This is a genomic window from Pseudomonas sp. 2, assembly GCF_056627435.1.
Genome location: NZ_JBWXNG010000020.1, coordinates 78761 through 96050, shown reverse-complemented (window position 1 = coordinate 96050; position 17290 = coordinate 78761). Strand labels below are relative to the sequence as shown.

Sequence of the window (17290 nt, the reverse complement as noted above, 5' to 3'; positions counted from 1 at the left end):
GTTGCAACCACTTTACTTGGATCATCTCAGCTATGAAATATACGGTGAAGTGCCATCGTTCAATGGTGGCTCTTCATCAGACCTTGATCGCGATGAAGTGAATCAGCCCGGAAAAGCCGCCAAGTAGAATCCACAGCGTGAAGAAGATCCAGGGTGAGCGCATCGAAAACTTCAGTGCGTCCCGGTACCCACCCTGATTGGATTCACGTTTGGCGAATAATGGGGAATCGTCGTATGCGTCGCTCATCTTGGGTTGGCTTTGCAACAGGTTGCTTTGCTTCAGGTACCAGTGATCAATGATCTCGTACGCGGCTCTGATGCCCGACCAGGCGTGCAACGAGGTGATCACCCCTAAAACGGACAGCAGAATCGACATCACCAACGAAAAGACTTCTCCCCACTGCGGATTGACGTTCGCCATGCAGGAGCAATAGGCAATCACCAGAAACGACTGAGCGCCCAAATAGGCGTTTGTCCGACTGGAAAGCATGGTCGTTTCGTACTGGATTTCCTTTCGATAAAAGTCCAGTCGATCCTTCAGCGATCCGAACATGATTGCGTCTGAACTCGCCTGGACATCGGCCTCTGAGCGCTGGGTGATGATATGGCTCATGAGAGCTTGGTCACCGTCAGTACCACCGCCGCAATCCGTTCCGCGCGTGAGTAAATGTTGGTCTCAAGTTCTTCCCCAAACACATCAGGATCGACCTCACGATACGACCAACTGTAACCAGGTCTGTCGATCAGCGGGCGGGCTTGTTCCAGAAACAAATCCACCCCCTCGACCCAAGGCGAGCCGGTGTAGAGCACGAGGCTCCCGCCTACAGTCAGGCGGCTCATGGCTTGATCCACTATACGTACAGACAACTCCGAACCCAGGCGATCCCCACCGTGGCGGTAGGCGCGTTTCCGACTGTCTTGCATGTAGGGTGGATTGGCAACGATCAGATCGAAATCGCCAGAGGCGCTGTCGAGTAGGTCGCTGTGCCACGCAGAGACGTTGTCCGTCTCAGCCAGCGCGGCATTCACAGCTGTAAACCTCAGCGCCGTGGGGTTGATGTCTAGCGCCAGTACCTGGGCGTCGTGTCTGGCCTTGGCGATCAGGATGGCGCCAGCACCACTGCCGCAGCCTATGTCGACTGCCGTTCGGATGGGATGCGTCGAGGTGCGCAAGTGCTCCTCGATGGCCTCTGCAAACCGGTAGGTGTCAGGGCCGAAGAACACCGAGTCGTTCGAGACGGTGGGGAAAGCGGAGTGCACGAACAGATGATCATGCAGGCTCGCCCAACGCACTTCGCTGATCCAGAGCCCCGCATGGGCGCGCAGGATGCCTCGTCTGAGCAGGGCTTCCAGCTCTGCCTCAGGGAGTAGCTCAGAAGCAAAGGGTCTGTTCCAACCGAAAATGTCTCTGAGATCGCGTGCCTGATGATTCTCGGGACGGCTGTTATTGCGCTGGTGAGTAAGCGGAGTGACGGTAATGAATCGATAGTCGTCCGCCAAAAGACGCCGTCCCAACTGCAACAGTGCCAGATCATGCGTTTGATCTTCGGGGTTGATCACATCGAGGGGCTGGGAATGGACAATAGCTTGGCTCATCGGATTGAAGATCCTTCGGCAAGTTGGCGGGAAAACACACGGGTGGCATTCAGGCCGTCTGGAGTGGAATGCAGGGCCGGAGAAAGGAGAGTGGTCAGGTGCTTGATCGGCAAGGCGCTTGAAATTGTCGGAGGGCGCTCAACGCGAGGTGCACGCCGCCGGAATTGCGCGCGAAATGGGCTGGCCTTTTTCAACTGGTTTTCTACCTGCCACCTCCCCGCAATCCAGTCTCGCAGCAGCTGCATTTCGTAGCCGCTGAATACCCCGAACATCACTGAACCTGGGCCATCGATCAGTTGCCAGAAACGGCTTTCAGCCGGATCCTGATGCCGTTTAATCCAGCCCTTGTTTTCGAGGGCGGCAAGAAAAGCCCGGCAACGCCCCGGTTCAGAAAGCCACTCATTGACAGTCATGCCATCGAGACGGCAGTAATCAGAATGCATGTGCTGTCCGAATGTGCGTTTGCGTTCCAGCATAGCGATGACTTCCTGCTCCAGATCGAAGCTTGAAATCACAGCCGTGGTGCCTTTGCCCAGTTCGTTGAGCAGATACCCTGTGCGCATCCGTGCGATGAATTCCTCACGCGAGTCATCGAAGGGCAAGAGATCAAGCGCGGCTTGCACAGCCTTGTGGGCGTGGCCCGTGCTGGCGTTGTCGATGGTGGCGTGGAGTGTGAAATAGTAGGGGTCGATGCCCAGTTCGTTGAGCTCGAATGCAGTGATCAACAGGTGCAGCGGCAGTTGCTCATAACCTAGGTTGTAACCCAGCACCTCAGGCAGATACGCGTGGCCTGCATGCCCTAATGCCAGTTGGATGGCGCCTTGTACGTAGTACTCCCGATCAAGCACTTCAGTTGGCGTGCAATCATGATCTGCCAGCAATTTGCGGTAGAGCACGACGTGGTTCATGGCTGGATCGCCATCGCCCAGCTCTTCCAGATACGTGCGAATCAGGGGGTGATAGCGCCAGTCAGCCGCATGATTGACTGCGTCATACAGCCAGGCACCGTCGACCAGTTTGGTCGGTGCCACGTGCTGCAGGAAATACAAAGCGTGGGCTTTGTGGATAAAGAGTTCTCTTCCACGCCCGGCGTGTCGGCCTTCCAGATATTCGCGATAGGCGCTTGCCACCTGTCTTGCGTTGCGCTCGATCCACGCTGCCCAATTGCTGAGGTCGACAGGAAGCTCTGCGGCGTCAGTGTGCTGATTGGCGAGCATCAACTGCGAGTCCAGGAATTCCCGAATCTCCGGAAAGGCGACGTCCTGAGGCCGGTTCAAGAGGGCGAGGTAGATGGAAACCGCATCTGATGTTTGCGTCGGTTTCGAGATCAGACAGTCAGTGACACTTCGCAGAGAAGTCATAGGTAGGCCTACACAATTTTCTTGGTATGTAGGTGAGAGAAATGCCTTGCGGATTAATTCAACGAAGTTTGTTGGGCGTGGACAGATGACACCCAACGCACGAATTCAGGGGGTGGCGTCAGTATTTCTGGCGCCTGGGTCATCCCTGGTGCGTGGCTTCCACGATGGTTGCGAGGATCTGCTGCATTTCATCGACACAGGCCTCCAGCCGTTCGAAGCTGAGCAGCAGGCTTTGCCGTGAATCCACCGTCTGATGACCGGAAAGCTCATGGGGTTCAGAGGTGTGGCGCTCAGCGAGAGCTTGAATGGCGCTACGCAGCCCGCGTAGGTGGCTCGCCACCTCTGCTTCAGCGTTTGGGTGGGATTGGTTCATGTGCCCTCCTGACAGGTAATGGGAAGGTTTCTATCGCCGCCTTCAGGCCGAAAGATTGAATTAACACAATTGTCTCGGAGTCGACCGCTCACACAAAAAAAGGAAAACACCATGTCTATTTCTCCGCTTGAGTTACGCCACATCATCGAGTCGAGTTTTTTGCCTCTCGAATGTCGATGCACGTCACCTTCGGCCAACGAGCTAACCATCGAAATCATCGACCGAATGACGGGTGCCAATTTAGCGGTAGGCGGGATTGATATCGCGACGCTGGGCACCAGTCGGGCCATCTCTGAACTCATAGGGGAGCTTCGAACGGAGTTCGCCGCCATATCCCACACCAAGAAACAGCTGCCTCCTAAAATTGCGTGATTAGTCGCTATATCTCTCCAGTAGGTGGAAGGCAAAAGGTCATGATCCACCTACCTCGAACCTGATCCAGCCTCCGCTAGTGTGTTCCAGATAATCGATGACCTCTCCTGACACGGATGGACCTCCTGAGGTGCAAATCTGCACATGTTTGAAACCCGTGGGACGATTCAAATGACCCACGAAGTCCACCAAGCCCAGCCCTTTCGGATATTCACTCCTTAGTTTGATAAAGACGATGGTGTGTAGACGACGAACCTTTGACTGATCCTCGCCAGCGGAAACACACAGCGAAGCGATACCGTCGTAAGAGATGGTCATATCGAAATCCTTTTCTGCACGTGGTGATTTGCGCCGCCCTTAAGAAGCGCGGCGCAGGTGATGTTAGTTCGCGGCATCACCGCCATGGGCTTTTGCCAGCGTCTTGGCATGCTCCAGGTGGGTCTTCAGTTTTGGCAGAGTGTCGGATGCGAAAGCTTTGAGTTCCGCATCCTTGCCGTCAGACACCTCCTTCTCGAACAACTCAATGGTCGCTTCGTGAGCCTTGACCTGATTGTTCGCGTACGCCTGATCAAACGACTTGGCGCCTCTCAGTTCAAGAATCATAGCCTTCGCTTTGTCGACCAGCTCCGCACTGTCAGAGACCTCAAGATTTTTGGCATCGGCAATCGACTTGAGTTTGGCGCTGGCGGCAGTGTGGTCTTTGACCATCATGTCAGCAAAGCTTTTTACGTCGGCGGCTGTGCCTTTTTCCTGGGCCAGCTTACCGGCTTCCACTTCCGCCACGCCTTTGGCGGAGGCGTCTTCAACGAAGTCATCGTCCTGAGCTGCGTAGGCTAGGGGAGTACCCAACGCGACGATGAGGGCGAACGCTGGAACGGATCTTTTTATTGGATTGAACATGCTGAATTCCTCTTCATTCCTTGATGGACAACGGCTGTCCATGGAGTAGGGAGCGGCGTACTGGAAACATCGTTCCCAGTATTTGCCAGGCGGAAGTATTCAACCTGGTTGTCCTCATCTCTGTTCTGAACAGGCGGCGGCGCATCATCACGAAATTCAGCCCAGACGAGTGCTCTGAATGAGCACTCCCGGTGCTTTTCAACAGTAGCGGAGGAGGTTGTGGTCTCCTGAAGACTATTTGTCGACCATTTCCTTGATCGTGCCCGTAGGCACACTGATCAAGGCGTATCTGCCTTTGATTTGCACCCATTGCTCATGCTCGGCCGGCGCCTTCAAGTGGCGGCTTTTCCAGTCTTTGACCTCCATGCTTTCGCGTTGATATTCATCGGGCACAGGATCACCCACTTTGTATTCCCTGTCCCCGGTTCCAGGCCGATTCAGCGTAACGCTGGGGTCATCTGCCGCATGAGAGACGCCTGACACTGTGCAAAGTAAAGTGATGACTAAGGCAGCGATTGGTTGTTTGGAGCGCATAGGTCATTCCTTCTGTGGGTACATTCTGAAGCCAAGGTTTGTAGGGTGTGGGCTGCGCCTTATCAAATCCGGAGAAATCCGGACGAGCCTGGAAAGGCCTGATTTTCAATCCGTCTTTTAAGATGAGTTCCTCAGTCCAGTATTGTTCCGAGAGGATGATCACCGGAGATTTGAGGTTGTAGATTTACGCGGGCCAAAAGTGCATACGGGCGACGAGCCTACAAAGATGGAACCTTGGCAGGCCAGGCTTGCCCACTCCTTGTGTGAGCAGTCGAGACTCAACGGGAGGAAGTGATGCCAGGCTCAGATGGAAAGATTCGTTATGCCGTCGTCGGTGGCGGCTCAATTTCTCAGGGCGCATTCATGCCCGGAGTAGGGCAGACCGATAATTCAGTGATGACAGCATTGGTTACCGGAGACCCGGTCAAAGCGCAGGATCTGGCTGCGGTGTATGGCCTGAAGCCCTACACGTACGCTGACTATCCCGAGCTGTTAGCTTCCGGCGAAATAGACGCGGTCTACATAGCGACACCGAATTTTCTTCATGCCGAGTTTGTGCTTCCCGCACTCACCGCAGGCATTCATGTCCTTCTGGAAAAGCCTATGGCGATCAGCGAAGCCGAATGCCGAGAGATCATCGATACCGTTGAACGAACGAACGCAAAGCTCATGGTTGCCTACCGTCTCCATTGTGAGCCAGGGACGCTTGAGATGATCGAGCGCGTGCAGAGCGGATATCTCGGAGAGCCACGCTTGTTCACCTCGACATTCACGCAGACCGTGAAAGCCAGTAACCATCGAGCTCAGAACGGCTTCGCGGCTGGCCCTGTCCCCGACATGGGGCCATATCCATTGAACATGGTTCGCAAGTTATTCAACGCCGAACCCATTGAAGTCATGGCGCTGGGCTCGAAGACACCAGGTTCACCGTTGGACTCATGGGACACGGTCACCGTGACGCTCCGCTTCCCGGAAGAAAAACTCGCTCAGTTCACGGTGAGCTACACGCTGCCTGGCACTGAGCGGTTTCAGTTGCTCGGAACGAAGGGCGAAATCGAAGCCTCGCCCTGTTTTGGATATGGGGAGGGAGTAGCGATCAGCTATCGAATGATCATCGATGGCCAGACCACTGACCATGTTTATCCGGTAGTGGATCAGTTCGCGGGGGAGACCTCGTACTTTTCAAGTTGCATTCTCAACGACCAGTCGCCCGAACCCGATGCGCAAGAAGGCTGGCGTGACGTCAGGGTGGTAAAGGCAATCGAGCGCGCGCTGGAGACTGGGATGCCGCAGAAACTCGAACCATTGGCTCCGAGGCCTTGCCCTCGAAGTACTCAGGCTCGGAAGCTGGCATTAGCCAAGGCACCACCGTATATCAACACCGAATCGCCAACCGAATGACAGGCAGCGCCGACGTGTGAGTGAAAGCGCGCGTCGGCTTGTCAGTCGGTAAAAACAGCCGAGACATGATAGGAGTTGGCAGACTACGTTCAACGAGGAGTGGAGATCATCACTTCAGCCATCGTCTGTAGTTTACCCACCACAGGTTTGGCAAAGAGGTAGCCCTGCATGAGGTCGATGCCTAACGCCAACAGCGTATCTCGTTCTTCAGGCGTCTCGATGCCTTCAGCCACCACGGTGATTCCCAGTCGCTCAGATACCAGCACGATGCCTTCAACAATGGCGCGCCGTACTCCATCTCGATCAATACCTCGTGTCAGCGCCATGTCGATTTTGAGAACATTCGGCTGAAACATCGCAAGGAAATTCAGCCCTGAATAGCCTGATCCGAAATCATCAATCGCGGTTGTGAACCCTTGGCGCTCGTACTCCTGAAAAATGGATTTGAGGTGATCAGGGTCATCCACTCGCTCACCTTCAGTGACCTCAAACATCAGACGCTCAACCGGGAAGCCAAACGTGCGTGCAGCTTCCAATGTGGCTCGAATGCAGGTTTCCGCTCTGTACACAGCGTTGGGTAGGAAATTGATGCTGAGCTTGCAGTCCGGAATCGTTGGGAGGTCTAACTCCGCAGCGAGTTCTATTGCTCGCACCCGGCACGCTTGATCAAAACGATATCGGTTTTGGTCGTTTACCAGCCCAAGGATGCTGGCGGCGCTTTCGCCATTCAGACCCCGGACAAGGGCTTCGTACGCGTATGGCAAGCCAGTCCTGATATTGAAGATTGGCTGGAAGGCCATGGTAAAACTGAAGCCCAAATTGTCGAGGTTTCGACATTCAGCGCACCCGACCGATTCGAATGGAGTCAACTGTGTTTGCTCTGCCATAGGTTTTTCCTGTACGACGGTCAGTCAAGGCGGGCTTGCATGGGACACTCAGGACTTTCAATGTACATCGAAAACCGGCCTTATGAAGATCTCCAGTTTTTCATTCGCATGATCAACGTATTGGAGACGAGGCGTCTGACCATCTGGGCGTCAGCCTCTGGTATCTCACCGGTCAAATCGTGAATGAAAACGGCCTCCTAGCTGATTGGAGTGAACGTATGCGCTCAGCAGTCTTCCAAAGCACATAAGTGGAGGAGTTATCATGCAACCGAAGACTGAAGGGCTTGAAGAAAAAGGCCCGAGCCGCGTTCCATTCATCAACGATCCTCAAAAGCCGTCTTCTAAATCCTCTAACCCGAATGGTGATTCGGTAGAGGCAGACGAAGATGACATCGATCCTGATCGCTCTGGCGAAGTAGAAACCGACCAGTAAAGCAGCCCACAAAATTATAGAGCTTGCCTGGTTAGATTGGGGCTCATAGAACTGCTTGGCTGCTGTCCGCTCACCCTAGTGTTACGCCCTGAGGAAGTCGCAGCATGTATGATCCTTTCAACCTGTCACGATTCGTTGATGCGCAGCGTCCACTCTTTGTCCAAGTCATGGGTGAGCTGCGAGGAGGGCGTAAAACGGGTCACTGGATGTGGTTCGTTTTCCCTCAGCTCAAAGGGTTGGGCAAAAGCGAAACAGCCATGCGCTTCGGCATCACCAGTTTGGGGGAGGCTCGTGCCTACCTAGCACACCCAGTGCTCGGGCCGAGACTTGATGAGTGCGTCCAAATGCTCTTCGAGCATGGCGATTTGAGTGCATTTAAAATTTTTGGCACCCCTGATGATATGAAGCTGCACTCGTGCCTGACATTGTTCAACGAGGCGGACTCGGAACCTGAGTTCTTCCAGCGAGCACTCGATCAGTTCTTCGGCGGAGTGCCTGACGATCAAACTATCAAGTTGCTCCATGCGTTTCGGAAGTGAGAAAGAATCAACAGTGTTTTTGATTTATCAGCGACCTGGATGATCGATCGAGATGTCTTGATCGCACGCGTGCTGGTTCCGCTGCCGGATGGGAACTGAATCTGGCTCATTTACCCGTTCAACCGCCGCCACCCAAGCGTTTTTGATCTCCACCCGCATTGCCGCCTCTTGGGCAGGTGTTACTAGCTTGCTCTCCACCAGATGAGAAAAGAGGGCAGAGCAGCGTCGATAGCAATCTGCAGCCCGATGAGAATCTCGACTTAACTCAAGCTTTAGAAGCGCCTTCCGCCATTGAGCGTCGCTTTGAGCTAATTCAGACTTTTTTGAATCTGGTGATGGCTCTGTCAGGTGCTGTCGCTGATAACCAGTCATAGTGGGCTTCTCAAGGCTACTGCGCTTATCGCATTACCCTGCGCTTTTTCGCGTCTAAGCGAAAGAGAGGCATTTGGCCATGCTGGAAAGTGGCCCTACTTAATTGTGAAATCTGCTTGCTGATAGACCTGAGCTGCGTGTGCTGCGATTGCGTGTCGAATCGCATCATGAATTATGCGCGGCGGGGAATTCAGATGTGAAGCAGTGGAAACTAGCAATGGCAGCTCCCCGGGGTCATCTAAAGGCGTGATGCCTCGGGCCGATATGTGAAATTACGTCAGGCATATGTCGACTTGTCTGTGGTTCTTCCCAACAGAGCAGCGCGACCAGTCATGCCTTCCAGTAATCCGCCACGCCGCCCGCTGTTCCTAAAACAGGGTCGGTGGACGGGAACTGCAACCGCGTTATCTGTTCGATCTGTGCAGGTGTGGCCGGATCTCGGTTGATGTCACCTTCCTGACCTGGGGGATAAGCGCCGACCACCATGAAGTTATCGCTGGAGCCTAGGTTGCAGTGGCCAGTGCCTGCTGGGAGCAACAGCACATCCCCCGCGTTCACCTGCACCACATGACCATCAGGCCCTCCCAACATCAAGCGGGCATTTCCAGCATAGACGCCCAATACCTCGTGTCCGTGGGTATGGTAATGGTGGTAGCTATACACGCCGTAACGCCATTGCGGTGGCCAGCCATTGTCAAAAAACGTTTTTTCAAAAAGCCGCGCGGCATCGCCGCTTGTTACCTGCACTGCGCCTGGATAAATCAACACAGGCAGTGTCGGGTTGTTAGGGATTCCTCGATTGGCTTCTTTAAACCACAATTTCTGAACAGCGGCCGCGGCAAACACAGGTTTCATAGGCAGCCCTCCCAAGCCAGCAAGGCTCAGCACGGTGAACGTATTGAACTGGCGTCGGCTAAGCGACATCTCGACCCTCCTTCCCTGGCAGGTAGTACCTTTCTGCCCAAAGGACGGGCGACTTACGCCGTCACGCTGACGTAGGTATAGAGCGATACCATTCCGGCTACTCCCATGCCAATCATCATCAGATTTTCAGTCAGCGACACAAAGCCTAGCGGAACATTGCCGTCGCCACCCACACAGGCGCACTTCAATTCACGCCTGTCGATATACACCGCCTTGAAGACCGACCATGCACCGACAGTGCCAATGAACAACGCGACAGGGGAGGCAACCCAGATGAGCGTCTCCGAAATCATCAGGACTCCAGCGACAGCCTCAGCGACGGGATACACATATGCGTATCGGACGACCCGCTGCGCCAGCAGGTCGTACCCTAGAAACATATCGGTGAGCGATTCCAGATCACGAAGCTTGAGTAGGGCAAGGATGCACATACTGAAGGCGATGAACCAGGTGATCATTTCGGTTCGAAAAAGGCTCTGAATGCTGCCCAGCTTGCTCCGGTGGCCATCAGTGCGGCGATCACGAAAACTGCTATTGCCGGCTGATAGGATGTTGCAGTCTTAGAGGGAGTTCTGCATCTGTCCCTCCCGGGAGCGGGACTGGCGCTCGCAGAGTTGGCCAATCTAGTGCTGGCCGCGTCAATGGGGGAAAGCGGGTTTCCGCCTTCCAGAGCGGCAGTTCGAAAAATTGGGGGTACCATTTTTTCAATGGATTGCTCGTACCCCTATTTATACCCCCACAAAGATGTGACTGTGGACTCGAATGGATAAATCTGGACGCGTGGAACCTGTTTTCCGCAGGTGCCAGAGTCTCACAAAGACCGTCAGGTATCGCCAAAGAACATCTGAATCCGTGACCGCAACCAGCGCTCGCCTGGGTCGTTATCCTGCGAGCCGCGCCAGGCCATGTGCAGTTCGAAGGTGCGGGTTTCCAGGGGCAGGTCTTCGGCGCGTACGCCACCGGCGGCGGTAAGGACGTCGGCGGTGTAGTCGGGGACGGTGGCGACGATGTCGGTGCCGGCGATCAGGGTCGACAGGCCGTTGAATTGCGGCACGGCGAGCACGACGTGGCGTTTGCGGCCGAGTTTTTCCAGGTGTTCGTCGATGAAGCCGCCCAGGTCACCGGCGAACGACACCAGCGCGTGGGGCCGGGCGCAGAAGTCATCGAGGCTGATGGCGCCGGGCATGGAGTCGGCGCGCAGCAGGCGAGGGCGGCTGCGGCGCAGGACCTTGCGCTTGGCGTTGGCGGGCAAGTCGTCGGTGTAGCTGACGCCGATGGAGATTTCCCCGGACGACAGCAGCGACGGCATCAGGATGTAGTTGGTGCGGCGCACCACCAGCACGATGCCCGGCGCTTCGGAGCGCAGGCGCTTGAGCAGCGAGGGCAGCAGGGCGAATTCGGCGTCGTCCGACAGGCCGATGCGGAACACCGCGGTACTGGTGGCCGGGTCGAAGTCGGCGGCGCGGCTCACGGCGGTGGAAATGGAATCCAGCGCTGGCGAGAGCAGGCCGAAGATTTCCACGGCGCGGGCGGTGGGTTCCATGCTGCGGCCGGTGCGCACGAACAGCGGGTCGTCGAACAGCCCGCGCAGGCGCGACAGGGCGGCGCTGATGGCCGGCTGGCCAAGAAAGAGTTTTTCCGCCGCACGCGTGACGCTGCGTTCATGCATGAGGGTTTCGAAGACGATGAGCAGGTTGAGGTCGACGCGACGCAGATCGTTGCGATTCATGACGGGGTCTCGGGGACGTGGGTCGATACGTTGGCCGCCCGCAAGGCAGGGCCGCTTTCAGCTCAGGCGCGAATGATACGGGTATTGGCGGATTCTGCGCACCGTTGAATTCGTCTGCAAGCATACAAACGTGTTAACCATCACGGCTATCAATAATTTGCTGAACCTTGGCGTGTCGATTCTGACCAACGAATATAGGTTTCCCGCTGGGCGAACGCCGCAAGGTCATCGCAAATACCGCGCCGACCAGGGTGACGTTCATCCGGAAAATCCCCGGCGGGTTGCATTGTCGATACGAGAAAACAACAATGGCCGCCTTGAATCCCTGAGCATTCGATGGTTATCTAATGACCGCCTTTCAGCAACAGAATCGATGACAGGCATGTCGACTATTAATAGCCACTGATAGTGTTACCGGCAACGCCCGGATAGAGTTCATGGCATCAAGGTTCATAAGGCGAGGTTCGAAATGTCCCGCACGATCCGTTTTCATCAGTTTGGCCCGGCCGAGGTGCTCAAGGTAGAAGAGCAACCCGCCGCGTTGCCAGCACCCGGAGAGGTGCAGATACGCGTCCAGGCGATTGGTGTCACCTGGTACGACGTGCTGTGGCGTCAAAATCTGGCATCTTCCCAGGCCAAGCTGCCTGCCGGCCTGGGCTCTGAAATGGCCGGCGTGATTACCGCCGTCGGCGAAGGCGTGGAAGACCTGAAAGTCGGCGACAAGGTGGCCAGCTTTCCGTCCGCCAACCCCAACGAGCATCCCGTGTATGGCGAGCACATCGTGCTGCCACGCACCTCCGTGACCAAATACCCGGACATCCTCACGCCCAACCAGGCCGCGGTGCACTACACCCCGATGCTGGTGGCGTATTTCGCTTACGTGGAACTGGCCCGTGTGAAAGAGGGGCAAGTGGCCCTGATCACCGACGCCGGCCACTGTGCAGGCCCTGCATTCCTGCAGTTGGGCAAGGCACTGGGCCTGAAAGTCATCGCGGCGATCAAGACCGATGATGAAGAAGGCACTTCGCGCAAATACCTGACTTCTCTGGGCGCCGACAAAGTGATCGTCACCGAAGAGCAGGATCTGCTGATGACGATCAACAAATATACCGACAAGGCGGGCGTCAACGTCATCCTCGACGGTTTGGGTGGTCCGCAGATGTCGATTCTGGGCGATGCCCTGGCGCCACGCGGCAGCCTGATCCTGTACGGTCTGCAAGGCGGCAACCAGGTGCAATTCCCGGCCTGCGCCGCGTTCCAGAAGAACATTCAGTTCTTCGTGCACTGCGTCGGCAACTTCACCGGCAAGCCGGAACTGGGTATTCCCCAGGACAAGGAAGCGGTGGAGCGCGCACTGCTCAAGATCAACGAACTGACCCGCGACAAGCTGCTGCTGCCGCAACTGACTAAGGTCTTCCCGTTCGATCAGGTCGTTGAAGCCCACCGCGTGATGGATGGCTGCCCCGTAGGCGGTCGTGTGGTGGTGGAAGTCGAGCCCGCCTGAGCGCAAATCATCGCGCAAGGCTGACTGTTCGACGCCTGGGCCACGGCGTCGACATTGAGGATCCGGTCACCTGCCCAAGGTGTCCGCCCCGTCATTTACCGGCCACGCAACATCCGACAAAGCCTTCCCGAATCGTTCAGGAAGGCTTTTTTGTTTATCCACCCTTGCTGTTAAACATTTGAATGCCTGGCGCTCTGTGCGACGTTAGAGCGGTTTATGTTTTTCAATGCACTGCATTATTAAACAAGTTTGTTTAAACAGGTTCATCTTTGGGTGGAAAGCTGACAGGCAATCCGTCGGCTTTCTGTAGCTTGTAATTGTTATTCGAGCATCGATAATAACGGGGTGAACGAATACTCAAGGAATGAGTCATGTCTGACTTTCTCTCGTTGCCGATGATCACTCAGTGCCGGATGCGCAGTGGCATCGGTTTTTCATGTTTCCCTGTGCTGCAACCATTGCATCTTTGTTACGCGGGAGGGGCTGAAAAGGCCGACCTGGCCTCCCGGTCTCGATGCGAAAGGCCCGCAGAACGGGGCGCTCAGCGTTATCCAGTGCCAGGCAGCAGCTGATCGGGACGAGTTGTTTGCCGCGGTGCGCAGGGCATCGACTCTGGATAACGGTGACTGGCCGCAGAGTCCGATGGTGGAGTGAAACAGCAATACGGATAACCAAGTGATGGGTGCTATTCACGAACAAGCAATGACCTATGTCTATCAACAAGTGCTGCAACGGCTGTTGAGTTATTTGAGCCGTACCGAACGCACGGCACTGCAATTATTGATTCAACGGCTTATCGTCGCCGCCGGTGGCATGGAGCGTATTGGTCAATATCGAATTCTGGTGGCTTTCAGTGGCGGCAAGGACAGCGCTTATACCGTAGCGTTATTACGCGCCGCGCAATTAAGTATCGCCTGCCGGGCGCCGATGACATTCAATCTGCGTATCGCCAACATGCGCCATGCCGGGATGACCTCAGCGGTCATGGACAACATCAACCGCTGTTACTCGGCGCTGTTCCTGCACGACGACCCGCGTGTCGAGTTGCTGGTGGTGGATCACCGCTATGTGCAGACCTTCGAGCCTGACCTGCCGTTTTCCGCCGCCGGCCGTGAGCAGAATCGCTCCGACATGCTGCTGGGCGGCCATTTGACCGCCGGGGATGCGCGCACCACGTTCTGCAACAGCTGCTACCTGGGCATGAGCGAGTTTCTGGGGCGTGCCGCCTGTTGGGGCGAGGGTGTGGATGCGGTGCTCAGCGGTGATTCGCTCAAGGAGCAGAAACAGTACGCCACCTGGATCATGCGCCTGGCGCGCCAGGGTGGCCAGCCGGTGGAGCATTGGCACAAGCTCGCCTTCAGCACCGCGCTGAGCACCATCGACAGCGTGGGGCAGGCCTACTACCACGAGCTGTATGGCGACGAGTCCGAGCCGCTGGCAACGAGCCGGCGACTGTCGGTGTACCCGGGCAGTCCGGTGACCCCGGCGTTTCTCACGGTCGCTGACCTGATCGGATTTAGGCTGGAAGATCACTGGGCGCTGCTCACCGATTTTCTCGGGTTCCGCTTCGACGACCTGGCGTTCAGCTTCAGTGAGTCGGACTGCGCCAACCCGCTGCTGATGGCCCACATGCGCGGGCTCATGGCCCAATTCGTCCAGGGGCGCGAGTACGCCGATGGCATCGCCGAGTACCTGGAGCTGGCGGCGGGCATGATGCGCCGCAAAGGGATGCCCAAACGCCTGATCGATCAGGCCATGGCCGCCTACGCCACGCCCGACAAGTTGCAGCAGCGGCGCGAGCTGGCGGCCGGATACGCACAGGAAGCGTTCGGCCTGAACGAAGCTCAGTTGGTGTGCCTGATGTTCGCGCCCTTCGTCGATCACGGCGCGCAACTGGAGACGTTCCTGCGGCGTTGTCACGCCGGGATGCTGGTGGCGCTGGCGGACCTGCACAAGGTGCTGTCTGGCGACGGCGCATCTGACCAAGTGATTCAGTGGCTGGTGGACGTCAGTGGCCTCACGCTCAAGGGTCTGCAAAACCTGTACGCCAAGCGGCGCGTGGACTTTCTCGACGACCGCTCGATCATTGCCCGGGTGCGTGCCAGCGACCCCGACAAGGGCCGGGTCACGACGGTTGATCAGGAGACCGGGGAAACGGTTTCGCAATGGATTTCCGGCCGCTAGCCGTTCTCTGCCCGTGATGGGGCGGCTTCGACTGGCCGCCGAACATGCATTTTCTCTTTACGACCCTGCGCCTTGCGCATGGATGGGGTGTGTCCGATGAATAACAACAAGACCGATTTCGCCTACCAGGTGGTGTACCGCTACCTGTCGCGGCTGACCAATGAACTGCCCCAGGGGCCGGCCGTCAAGCTACCTTCGCTGCGCCTGCTGGCCCGCCGGCTCCGGGTGTCGATTTCCACGGTGCAAAACGCCTACTCATTATTGGAAAAGGAGGGCCGGATCTGCTCGGTGCCCAAGTCGGGCTACTACGCCTTGCCGCAACCCTGTAACGACGTCCTGTGCGAAGGCGGTGATGCGCTGGAGCGCTACCAGGCCAGCGCCCGGCGCACCGACATGTTCGTTTTCGGTGCCGATGAGCCGACTTTGCTGCAATCGCTGGACGGCGCCTTGCTCGCCCTGGAACGCGAACTGGTGCGCAACTATCCCTGCCAGCCCGATCCGCGTTTCCAGCCGTTCGGCGATATTGAATTGCGCACGGCGCTGGCGGCGCACTACACCTCGTCCACCGAGCATTGCTGGCACCCGGACAACGTGTTCATCGGCCCGGACAAGACCGGCGTACTGAAAACCGTGCTCAAGGCCCTGCAACTGCGCGACTGCGCAGTCCTGGTGGAATCGCCGTGCAGCTGGAGCCTGTTGCGCACCTTGCAATCGTTCGGCATTCGCGTCGTCGAGTGGTGTGCCGATGGATCAGGCGAGTACGACGTACGTGAACTCAAAGGCCTGCTCAAGCGCGGCGAGGTGAAGATGGCAATCCTGTCGTCGCGCATGGACCCGCTGCGGGGGCGGGTCAGGGCGCTGGAGCAGCGCCAGATGCTTGCCGAAGTGCTAAATCACAGCGGCGTCTGGGTGCTGGAGAACGATACCCATGGCGGCTTGTGTTTCATCGAGCAATCGCGGCCGCTGCGGGATTTGATCGATCCGAAACGCTTGCTGGTGCTGGGGGCGTTCGACAAGACGTTGGGGCTTGAGGCGCCGTTCGGTTATCTGCTCAGCCGCCATTCCCGCGAGTTGTGGCATCAGCAGATGCTGCTGCGCTCGTTTCGCCTGCCGCCGATCAGGCAGAAGGCGATTGCTCGTTTGTATGGTTCGGGGCAGGTGGATCGGCATCTGCATTGGCTGCGCGAGAGCCTGAAGGCGCGAATGAGCCAGCTGGCAGCGCTGGCGGGGCAGTATCTGGGCGAGGAGGTGCGTTTCCAGGCGCCGCAGGGCGGGGCGATGCTCTGGCTGGACGGTGTGCATCCGGTGGACATGGGCCGGGTGTTCGAGCGTCTGCTGGAGCAGCGGATCGTGATTGCGCCGGGGGAGTTGTTCAGTGTGAAGGGCTTGCATCAGCAGAGCCTGTGTCTGAGCGGGGCGGCGGACTGGAGTCAGGATATCGAATCGGTGTTGGTGACGATCAGGAATGTGTTGGTGCAGGAGCGGGTTTAGCTTTTGGCTCTCAGATCAAAATCAAGAGCGTTCTTCCTAACGTCAGACCTGTTTCGACTTCGTCGAGTTACTTGGAAAAGACCCCCAAGTAACCAAGGGGTCTTGCTCCTGGTTTGGCCTCGACTTCGTCGAGGTTCCCTCACTCCGGCGATGTTCCGTGGGCCCGGCGCGAATGGGCCATCCATGGCCCCGCGCCTCGCGCGGCATCCATGCCGCTTGGCCCACTCCACATCGCCTGCGTTCGGCCTGCACCCAAGTCGCGTTTTGTGGCGTCTGGGATATTTGCGCATGAAGATCAAAAGCAACGGCAACGGCAACGGCAACGGCAACGGCAACGGCAACGGCTGGGTGTTATGCGATCTGCTTTTGATTCTGCCCGAAGGGCGTAGCAGTCCGGCTTGCCGGCGGTCTGGCGCGAAGCGGCAGCAAAACCTGTGCATACGGTGTATCTGACACGACCAAGGCGCCTGATTTTACTGCCGCTGCGCGCCAGACCGCCGGCAAGCCGGACTGCTACGGGGACGGCGTTAGCCGATCGCTTTTGATTTGGCTTTTGATCTTCATGCGCGATAGCCCAGACACCACCAATCGCGACTTGGGTGCAGGCTGAACGCAGGCGATGTGGAGTGGGTCGAGCGACAGGATGTCGCGAGAGGCGCGTGGGCCATGGATGGCCCTTTCGCGCCGGGC

The 17290-nt window shown here is 57.0% G+C and carries 21 protein-coding genes; 9 read left to right on the top strand and 12 right to left on the bottom strand.

What is annotated here, in order from left to right; translation table 11 throughout:
* Nucleotides 1-76: 76 nt before the first annotated feature.
* The 4 genes from AC1MEK_RS26095 to AC1MEK_RS26080 form a co-directional block, all read right to left on the bottom strand.
* Nucleotides 77-613, bottom strand: a complete 537-nt coding sequence (locus tag AC1MEK_RS26095) for a hypothetical protein (protein WP_480399131.1) — start codon at nt 611-613, stop codon at nt 77-79.
* Nucleotides 610-1596 carry a methyltransferase gene (locus AC1MEK_RS26090; protein WP_480399130.1) on the bottom strand — a complete coding sequence of 329 codons (987 nt, stop codon included), beginning with the start codon at nt 1594-1596 and terminating at the stop codon, nt 610-612. Before AC1MEK_RS26090 ends, AC1MEK_RS26095 begins: the two co-directional genes overlap by 4 nt.
* Nucleotides 1593-2957 carry an iron-containing redox enzyme family protein gene (locus AC1MEK_RS26085; protein WP_480399129.1) on the bottom strand — a complete coding sequence of 455 codons (1365 nt, stop codon included), beginning with the start codon at nt 2955-2957 and terminating at the stop codon, nt 1593-1595. Before AC1MEK_RS26085 ends, AC1MEK_RS26090 begins: the two co-directional genes overlap by 4 nt.
* Before the next feature lie 139 nt (nt 2958-3096).
* Complete coding sequence (locus AC1MEK_RS26080; RefSeq protein WP_480399128.1) at nt 3097-3330, bottom strand: hypothetical protein; 234 nt, start codon at nt 3328-3330, stop codon at nt 3097-3099.
* 111 nt (nt 3331-3441) lie between these two features.
* Here AC1MEK_RS26080 and AC1MEK_RS26075 point away from each other — a divergent pair, with 111 nt between their 5' ends.
* The gene (locus AC1MEK_RS26075; RefSeq protein WP_480399127.1) at nt 3442-3702 is read left to right on the top strand and encodes a DUF1652 domain-containing protein; all 261 of its coding nucleotides are present in this window, start codon (nt 3442-3444) and stop codon (nt 3700-3702) included.
* Nucleotides 3703-3741: 39 nt separating this feature from the next.
* Here the strand turns inward: AC1MEK_RS26075 and AC1MEK_RS26070 are convergent, their stop codons facing one another.
* The 3 genes from AC1MEK_RS26070 to AC1MEK_RS26060 all read right to left on the bottom strand — a co-directional run bounded on the left by AC1MEK_RS26070 (nt 3742) and on the right by AC1MEK_RS26060 (nt 5136).
* Nucleotides 3742-4020, bottom strand: a complete 279-nt coding sequence (locus AC1MEK_RS26070; RefSeq protein WP_480399126.1) for a hypothetical protein — start codon at nt 4018-4020, stop codon at nt 3742-3744.
* Between the two features lie 63 nt (nt 4021-4083).
* Nucleotides 4084-4602: a DUF4142 domain-containing protein gene (locus tag AC1MEK_RS26065; RefSeq protein WP_480399125.1), complete on the bottom strand. Its 519-nt coding sequence runs from the start codon at nt 4600-4602 to the stop codon at nt 4084-4086.
* 234 nt (nt 4603-4836) lie between these two features.
* Nucleotides 4837-5136 (bottom strand): RcnB family protein, encoded by a 300-nt coding sequence (locus AC1MEK_RS26060; RefSeq protein WP_480399124.1) that lies wholly within the window; start codon nt 5134-5136, stop codon nt 4837-4839.
* Nucleotides 5137-5430: 294 nt separating this feature from the next.
* Here AC1MEK_RS26060 and AC1MEK_RS26055 point away from each other — a divergent pair, with 294 nt between their 5' ends.
* Entirely contained in the window at nt 5431-6537 is a 1107-nt protein-coding gene (locus AC1MEK_RS26055) for a Gfo/Idh/MocA family protein (protein ID WP_480399123.1), read from the top strand.
* Nucleotides 6538-6626: 89 nt separating this feature from the next.
* Here the strand turns inward: AC1MEK_RS26055 and AC1MEK_RS26050 are convergent, their stop codons facing one another.
* Nucleotides 6627-7424 carry an EAL domain-containing protein gene (locus AC1MEK_RS26050; protein ID WP_480399122.1) on the bottom strand — a complete coding sequence of 266 codons (798 nt, stop codon included), beginning with the start codon at nt 7422-7424 and terminating at the stop codon, nt 6627-6629.
* A 262-nt stretch (nt 7425-7686) separates the two neighbouring features.
* Here AC1MEK_RS26050 and AC1MEK_RS26045 point away from each other — a divergent pair, with 262 nt between their 5' ends.
* Together AC1MEK_RS26045 and AC1MEK_RS26040 are read left to right on the top strand one after the other, a co-directional pair.
* Nucleotides 7687-7857: a hypothetical protein gene (locus tag AC1MEK_RS26045; protein ID WP_480399121.1), complete on the top strand. Its 171-nt coding sequence runs from the start codon at nt 7687-7689 to the stop codon at nt 7855-7857.
* A gap of 104 nt (nt 7858-7961) precedes the next feature.
* Nucleotides 7962-8396, top strand: coding sequence for a DUF1810 domain-containing protein (locus tag AC1MEK_RS26040; RefSeq protein WP_480399120.1), 435 nt, complete (start codon nt 7962-7964; stop codon nt 8394-8396).
* A gap of 27 nt (nt 8397-8423) precedes the next feature.
* Here AC1MEK_RS26040 and AC1MEK_RS26035 read toward each other — a convergent pair whose 3' ends face one another.
* From AC1MEK_RS26035 to AC1MEK_RS26020, 4 genes are all read right to left on the bottom strand, one after another.
* Nucleotides 8424-8768 (bottom strand): hypothetical protein, encoded by a 345-nt coding sequence (locus tag AC1MEK_RS26035; protein WP_480399119.1) that lies wholly within the window; start codon nt 8766-8768, stop codon nt 8424-8426.
* A 330-nt stretch (nt 8769-9098) separates the two neighbouring features.
* Nucleotides 9099-9692 (bottom strand): cupin, encoded by a 594-nt coding sequence (locus AC1MEK_RS26030; protein WP_480399118.1) that lies wholly within the window; start codon nt 9690-9692, stop codon nt 9099-9101.
* A gap of 53 nt (nt 9693-9745) precedes the next feature.
* Complete coding sequence (locus AC1MEK_RS26025) at nt 9746-10150, bottom strand: MauE/DoxX family redox-associated membrane protein (RefSeq protein WP_480399117.1); 405 nt, start codon at nt 10148-10150, stop codon at nt 9746-9748.
* Nucleotides 10151-10515: 365 nt separating this feature from the next.
* Nucleotides 10516-11421 carry a LysR family transcriptional regulator gene (locus AC1MEK_RS26020; protein ID WP_480399116.1) on the bottom strand — a complete coding sequence of 302 codons (906 nt, stop codon included), beginning with the start codon at nt 11419-11421 and terminating at the stop codon, nt 10516-10518.
* Nucleotides 11422-11551: 130 nt separating this feature from the next.
* Here AC1MEK_RS26020 and AC1MEK_RS26015 point away from each other — a divergent pair, with 130 nt between their 5' ends.
* The 5 genes from AC1MEK_RS26015 (at nt 11552) to AC1MEK_RS25995 (ending at nt 17053) form a co-directional block, all read left to right on the top strand.
* Nucleotides 11552-11827: a hypothetical protein gene (locus AC1MEK_RS26015; protein ID WP_480399115.1), complete on the top strand. Its 276-nt coding sequence runs from the start codon at nt 11552-11554 to the stop codon at nt 11825-11827.
* A gap of 63 nt (nt 11828-11890) precedes the next feature.
* The gene (locus tag AC1MEK_RS26010) at nt 11891-12925 is read left to right on the top strand and encodes a zinc-dependent alcohol dehydrogenase family protein (protein ID WP_480399114.1); all 1035 of its coding nucleotides are present in this window, start codon (nt 11891-11893) and stop codon (nt 12923-12925) included.
* A 678-nt stretch (nt 12926-13603) separates the two neighbouring features.
* Nucleotides 13604-15109 (top strand): hypothetical protein, encoded by a 1506-nt coding sequence (locus AC1MEK_RS26005; RefSeq protein ID WP_480399113.1) that lies wholly within the window; start codon nt 13604-13606, stop codon nt 15107-15109.
* Nucleotides 15110-15205: 96 nt separating this feature from the next.
* Entirely contained in the window at nt 15206-16600 is a 1395-nt protein-coding gene (locus AC1MEK_RS26000) for an aminotransferase class I/II-fold pyridoxal phosphate-dependent enzyme (RefSeq protein ID WP_480399112.1), read from the top strand.
* A gap of 288 nt (nt 16601-16888) precedes the next feature.
* The gene (locus AC1MEK_RS25995) at nt 16889-17053 is read left to right on the top strand and encodes a hypothetical protein (RefSeq protein WP_480399111.1); all 165 of its coding nucleotides are present in this window, start codon (nt 16889-16891) and stop codon (nt 17051-17053) included.
* Nucleotides 17054-17290: the final 237 nt, after the last annotated feature.